Below are 5,532 nucleotides of genomic sequence, written 5' to 3' on the forward strand. Positions count from 1 at the left end.
ATGAATCGCCGTCTCTACAATAATCAGTCTTTGGTAGAGACGGCGATTCATCGCGTCTTTGTGATCTAGAATTTTCATCAAAAAACTTTAACCGAACACGTCCTTGGGGGTAGAGGGACAAACCACCAAGGACGCGTTCGCGCAGCGTCTCGTAGAGAAGGGCACAAAGGAAGAGGGGAGAAGAATATCTGTGACACAAAGTTTTTGTGATTATACTGTGTCAGTGGTATTTAAAGGTGCATTATGGATGCTGAGGAACTTTTAAAACAATATGCAAAAGGTCAACGAAAGTTTGATTCCGTCAATCTGAGAGGAGTAAACCTCAAAGGTGCAAATCTGAGTGGGATAGACCTGACAAATGCAGATTTGACGGGAGCAGATTTAAATAATGCCAACCTGAGTAAGGCATGTCTTAAAAACACAAATCTCACCAGGGTATCTCTGACAAGCGCAAACTTAAGTGGTTTGGTGGAAAGTTCTAGTTTAAATTTGAGTTGGGCAGACCTAGATAATGCCAATTTGAGTGATGCTACGCTAAATTCTGCCAATCTAACTGAAGCTTCTTTCAAAAAAACAAATCTTGTGAGAGCTAACCTCAGTAGCGCAAATTTAAGTCGGGCTAACTTGTTTGAAGCTGATTTGAGTCAAGTAAACCTAATTCAGGTACATTTCAGAGATACCAATTTGCAGGGAGCCAAAATTCGAGGTGTTAATTTATCTCAAAAGAATTTGTCTGGTATGAATCTGGCTGAGGCTGATCTAGGTGCAGCAAATCTCAGAGGCGTAAATTTCAGAAAAGCCTGTCTCAAAGGGGCAAATTTAGAGAGAGCGGATTTACAACAAGCGGATTTAATGAAAGCAAATCTCAACGGAGCAAATCTTAGAAAAACTGACTTAACTGGAGCAAATCTTTACGGAGCCAATCTTCAAGATGCTGACCTAACTGGTGCGATAATGCCAGATGGAGAAGTCTACAAACCGATCGCCTCTGAGGTGGAAATCGGTAAACAGGAAACATCGTTAGAGAAAGTAATATCTATGACCCGTAAAGTAATTAATACTGATAACGCACCCGCACCAGTCGGCCCTTATAATCAAGCGATCGCAGCTTCAGGTCAATTTCTATTCATAGCTGGACAAATTGCCATCGATCCCCGCCTTGGTGATGTCGTCTACACTGATGATGTCAAAAAGCAAACTGAGCAGGTATTAGCTAACCTTGAAGCCATCCTCACCGCAGCCGGGGCGACTTTCCAAGATGTCGTGAAAACCACTGTATTTTTAGCTGATATGAATGATTTTGCGGCGGTGAATGCCGTTTATGCTAAATATTTCCCGGAAGATACAGCCCCAGCACGGGCTTGTGTGCAGGTATCGCGCTTACCTAAAGATGTGTTGGTAGAAATTGATGCGATCGCGGTTATTAGCGGTTAGATGGAACGTATCAAGGAGCAAAATCTTAACGGTTACATTTGATTGTTCTGTTCTGACTCTAAAAATTCCATCACTTCTTGTAGCACATCGGCTATATGTGGCTTTTCGCAAGCAATTACGTTGTCGGAAAGATGCTTATGGTGCGGGAAGCTAGGCAAGTTGGGAAAGTGTGGTGTACTGTCATAACGAAAAATCAGACTATTTTGCTCATCTTGAAAGTGATAGCGGTAATCGATATATGTAATCTGATTATCTACAATAACAAAGGCTTCACTAACTGCCAATAAATATTTGAGAGAAAAACGTATCCTAGTGCGGAGATTAGCTCTCTCTGGCGTTAAAATTACTGCACTATATTCCTCAACGTATGTATTAGAGCAGTTGAGTAAAAGTTGCTCAACTTCATCTAAATAGGCTTGAATAACTTTACGCGACATCTCTGAGTTTGCTCTCTATTTCTTGGTGTAGAGCTAGATAATGTTGGTAGTTTGCTGCCCATTCGACAAAAACTTCATCGTCAGAAGTTTCGCCTTGGCTATATTTGGCAAAAAAATCTTCTGAATTCATTTGGTAGTTTATTTCATAGGTATTTAACTGTTTGGTAAGGGCAATCAGCGCATCTAGTGGAGATGTATATTCAATGATTTGTTTACGCATTAATTTCTGCATTCAGTTTCATTGTTAATTATCTCTCAATAAACGCGATCGCCTCTAGAACTTTGGGAATACTGAAACTAAGTACCCTAGAGGAGTATTAAAAATGGCAGAAAATCGCATCAGTGCCAGCCTAGCCCCAGCAGATAAAGAAGCAGTCATGCAAGCGATCGCTACAATTAGAGAAAAGTTACCGTTTTTGGTTGATTTGACCACCGAAGAACGGCGAACAATGTTGAAGATGGGAGATAAAAGTCGGGCTTTTGTCAGCAAAGCCTTAGAAGTGGCGACACAGAACCCTAATTTTTTGCCCCGTTCTTTTGATTTAGAAGAGATGCGCCGAGATTTGGCACTGTTTGAGGCCTTGTATCCAGTGCTTTTGTCTCTAACGCAACTGCAAGAATTAGTGGATGATACCTGTATAGCCTCTGCTAGCGAAGCCTATGCAGCAGCATTAGCAGTTTATAGCTATGCCAAAGCTAGTGGTGATGTCACAGGTTTAGATGCAGTAATTGATGAGATGGGACGCAGGTTTTACCGCCGTTCTAAGAAAAAGCAACCCGAAACCGCAGCTAGCTAAAGCTTGCAATAAGAAATTATACCAGTTGTCAACTTGGTAAAATACACGTCATTTGTAGGGGCATAACATTGTTATGCCCTTTTCGCGCTTTGTATCCAAAGATTTTTAAAACCTGCGGAAGGAGGTTTTGTTTATATAGTTACGATTTTATAGCGCATCTCGTTTATCTAAAATACACTTTGACCTTTCTCCAAACCTCTCCCCTTGTAGGTGAGAGGCTTTGAATCTTACTCCCCTTCCCTTGTAGGGAAGGGGCTGGGGGTTAGGTCTGTATTGGACTTCATCGCATTTTTGAGCCTCAAAAGGTCAACGTCGAGCCTCAGAAGGTCAACGTCGAGCTTCAGAAGGTCAACATTGAGCCTCAGAAGGTCAACATTGAGCCTCAGAAGGTCAACATCGAGCCTCAGAAGGTCAACATCGAGCCTCAGAAGGTCAACATTGAGCCTCAGAAGGTCAACATCGAGCTTCAGAAGGTCAACATCGAGCTTCAGAAGGTCAACGTTGAGCCTCAGAAGGTCAACGCATAAAAATTACATAGAAAAAGTCTGATAAATTCCGAAATACAGCATTTATATTTAGTAGTTATTCTGTAAACATTAGCACCTCAAAATTGAATCTTGTAATGAACCCACAAAACAAGCCCAAGAGTCTACAAGATATTCTTAAGCAGCGCCAGCAATCAGGTTTTGTGGGTCGTGAAGACCAAGTAAACCAATTTCGCCAAAATTTAGCATTCCCCCCAGAAGATGATCGCCGTCGTTTTCTGTATAACGTCTGGGGTCAAGGTGGAGTTGGTAAAAGTACTCTGTTACGGCAGTTTCGTAAAATTGCTGACGAAGCAAAAATCATTTCGGCTTACATCGATGAAGCTGAAAAAACTATACCAGAAGTCATGGGCCGTCTAGCTGAGGATTTAGAACGGCAAGGTCATAAACTAACGCAATTTACAGAACGCTACAAAGTTTACCGTCAAAAGCGCCAAGAATTAGAAACTGATCCAGAAGCTCCTCAAGGCTTTTCCGCTTTTGTCGGGAAAACTATGGCAAAAACTGGTGTACGTTTAGCGCGTCGAGTTCCCGTTGGTGGTGCTGTATTTGACTTTGTAGATGAGGATGCTTTCGCTACCCAAGCGGGAGAATGGGCTTCTTATGTTGCAAAGAAAATAACAAATAAAGACGAAGTGCGTTTAGTTCAAGAACCTGAAGAAGTTCTGACCCCGTTATTTTTGCAAGATATTTTTAAAATTGCTAAGGAAACTCCTGTTGTCCTGTTTCTTGATACTTATGAACGCACCGGAGAATTCCTAGATAACTGGTTACGGGAAATTTTAGAGGGTCGTCACGGTGAAGTATCTCTCAATATATTGATAACTATTGCCGGTCGGCATGAATTAGATAAAAATCATTGGGCATCTTATGAGGGGTTAATAGCTCGTTTCCCTCTGGAACCCTTTACAGAAGAAGAAGCCCAACAATATCTAACTCGGAAAGGCATTACGGACAGTCGCGTTGTTGAAGTGATTTTACACCTTTCTGGAAACTTACCCCTGCTAGTAGGAATGTTAGCAGATACTCATCCCAATGACCCCAACCAGGTAATTGAGCCTAGTACCAGTGCTGTAGAACGCTTTTTAAAATGGGTTGATGACCCCAAACGGCAACAAGTGGCGCTTGATGCTGCCATTCCTCGGTGTTTGAATCGGGATGTTATAGCTAAGTTGAGAGCAGAAGAAGAAGCTGACGAGTTATTTACTTGGCTAAAAGAAACATCCTTTGTCAATGAACGTACCGACGGCTGGGCTTATCATGATGTTGTCAAAACCCAAATGTTACGCCACAAGCGCCTTTCATCGCCGCAAGGTTGGGCTGATATACATGGTAAGTTGGCAGAATATTATGACAGCCTGCGGAATGATCTGCAATTAGAGGAAGAAAAGAAACAGCGCGATCCTAGTTGGCAAAGTCACACATTAAACGTGTTGTACCACAACTTATGTCAGTTACCGCAAAGGAATTTATCTGTAGCTCTCAATGAATTCCTCGCTGCACTCAAAAATCAACGCAAATTTGCCCAACAATATGCAGAAACTATGCTTCAGGCTGGTAAAGATGTCGATTCCTCTGAAGTTCAGCGTTGGGGTGAGCAACTAGTAAATGGGTTAAAAGCTTATGAGGAGGACGTTTATCAAGTTACGTTGGAAATGTTTACCGCAGTCTTACAGAATTCTGGGATTGAGGTTAAATGGCAACCAATTGCTCTAGGTTGGCGCGGTGAGACTTACCGTTTAATGAAGCGTTACACAGAAGCCCTAGAAGATTTTGACCGCGCCATTAAACTTGACCCCAAATATGACTGGGCGATCGCAAGTCGCGGTCAAACTTACCGCTCAATGGAGCGTTATCTAGAATCCCTAGAAGATTTTGACCGTGCCATTGAACTCAATCCCAAATCTGACTGGGCGATCGGAAGTCGCGGTTTTACTTACCACTTAATGAAGCGTTACCCAGAAGCCCTACAAGACTTTGACCGCGCCATTGAACTTGACCCCAAATATGACTTGGCGATCGCAAGTCGCGGTTTTACTTACCGCTCAATGAAGCGTTACCCAGAAGCCCTACAAGACTTTGACCGCGCCATTGAACTTAACCCCAAACGTAACTGGGCGATCGCAAGTCGCGGTTTTACTTACCGCTTAATGAAGCGTTACCCAGAAGCCCTACAAGACTTTGACCGCGCCATTGAACTTGACCCCAAATCCTGGGCGATCACACATCGCGGTTTTACTTACTGCTTAATGGAGCGTTACCCAGAAGCCCTAGAAGACTTTGACCGCGCTATTGAACTTAATCCCAAATATGACTGGG

General features: G+C 42.7%; 6 protein-coding genes. 3 read left to right on the top strand and 3 right to left on the bottom strand.

The window, feature by feature from the left end; genetic code table 11:
* A partial coding sequence (locus ABF638_RS36420; RefSeq protein WP_435027626.1) for a hypothetical protein occupies positions 1–199 on the bottom strand: 199 nt, incomplete at its 3' end.
* Positions 200–243: 44 nt separating this feature from the next.
* Between ABF638_RS36420 and ABF638_RS36425 the strand changes: the two genes are divergently transcribed.
* Positions 244–1,434 (top strand): Rid family detoxifying hydrolase, encoded by a 1,191-nt coding sequence (locus ABF638_RS36425; RefSeq protein WP_435027627.1) that lies wholly within the window; start codon positions 244–246, stop codon positions 1,432–1,434.
* Positions 1,435–1,466: 32 nt separating this feature from the next.
* Here the strand turns inward: ABF638_RS36425 and tumE are convergent, their stop codons facing one another.
* Together tumE and tumA are read right to left on the bottom strand one after the other, a co-directional pair.
* Positions 1,467–1,871, bottom strand: a complete 405-nt coding sequence (gene tumE / locus ABF638_RS36430; RefSeq protein WP_435027628.1) for a toxin TumE — start codon at positions 1,869–1,871, stop codon at positions 1,467–1,469.
* A complete protein-coding gene (gene tumA / locus ABF638_RS36435) occupies positions 1,861–2,091 on the bottom strand; it encodes an antitoxin TumA (protein ID WP_435027629.1) in 231 nt (76 codons plus the stop codon). The genes tumE and tumA overlap by 11 nt, the downstream gene beginning before the upstream one ends.
* 103 nt (positions 2,092–2,194) lie before the next feature.
* Between tumA and ABF638_RS36440 the strand changes: the two genes are divergently transcribed.
* Entirely contained in the window at positions 2,195–2,668 is a 474-nt protein-coding gene (locus ABF638_RS36440) for a hypothetical protein (RefSeq protein ID WP_435027630.1), read from the top strand.
* Between the two features lie 622 nt (positions 2,669–3,290).
* Positions 3,291–5,532: tetratricopeptide repeat protein (locus ABF638_RS36445; protein WP_435027631.1), on the top strand; the 2,242-nt coding region annotated here is incomplete at its 3' end.

The organism is Nostoc sp. CALU 1950 (assembly GCF_051172895.1).
Taxonomy (GTDB): Bacteria; Cyanobacteriota; Cyanobacteriia; order Cyanobacteriales; family Nostocaceae; genus Nostoc; species Nostoc edaphicum_A.

What these genes read in the sequence shown, in the direction of transcription:
- ABF638_RS36425 (WP_435027627.1), top strand. Translation starts at nt 244, where the DNA reads ATGGATGCTGAGGAACTTTTAAAACAATATGCAAAAGGTCAACGAAAG.
- tumE (WP_435027628.1), bottom strand. Translation starts at nt 1,871, where the DNA reads ATGTCGCGTAAAGTTATTCAAGCCTATTTAGATGAAGTTGAGCAACTT.
- tumA (WP_435027629.1), bottom strand. Translation starts at nt 2,091, where the DNA reads ATGCGTAAACAAATCATTGAATATACATCTCCACTAGATGCGCTGATT.
- ABF638_RS36440 (WP_435027630.1), top strand. Translation starts at nt 2,195, where the DNA reads ATGGCAGAAAATCGCATCAGTGCCAGCCTAGCCCCAGCAGATAAAGAA.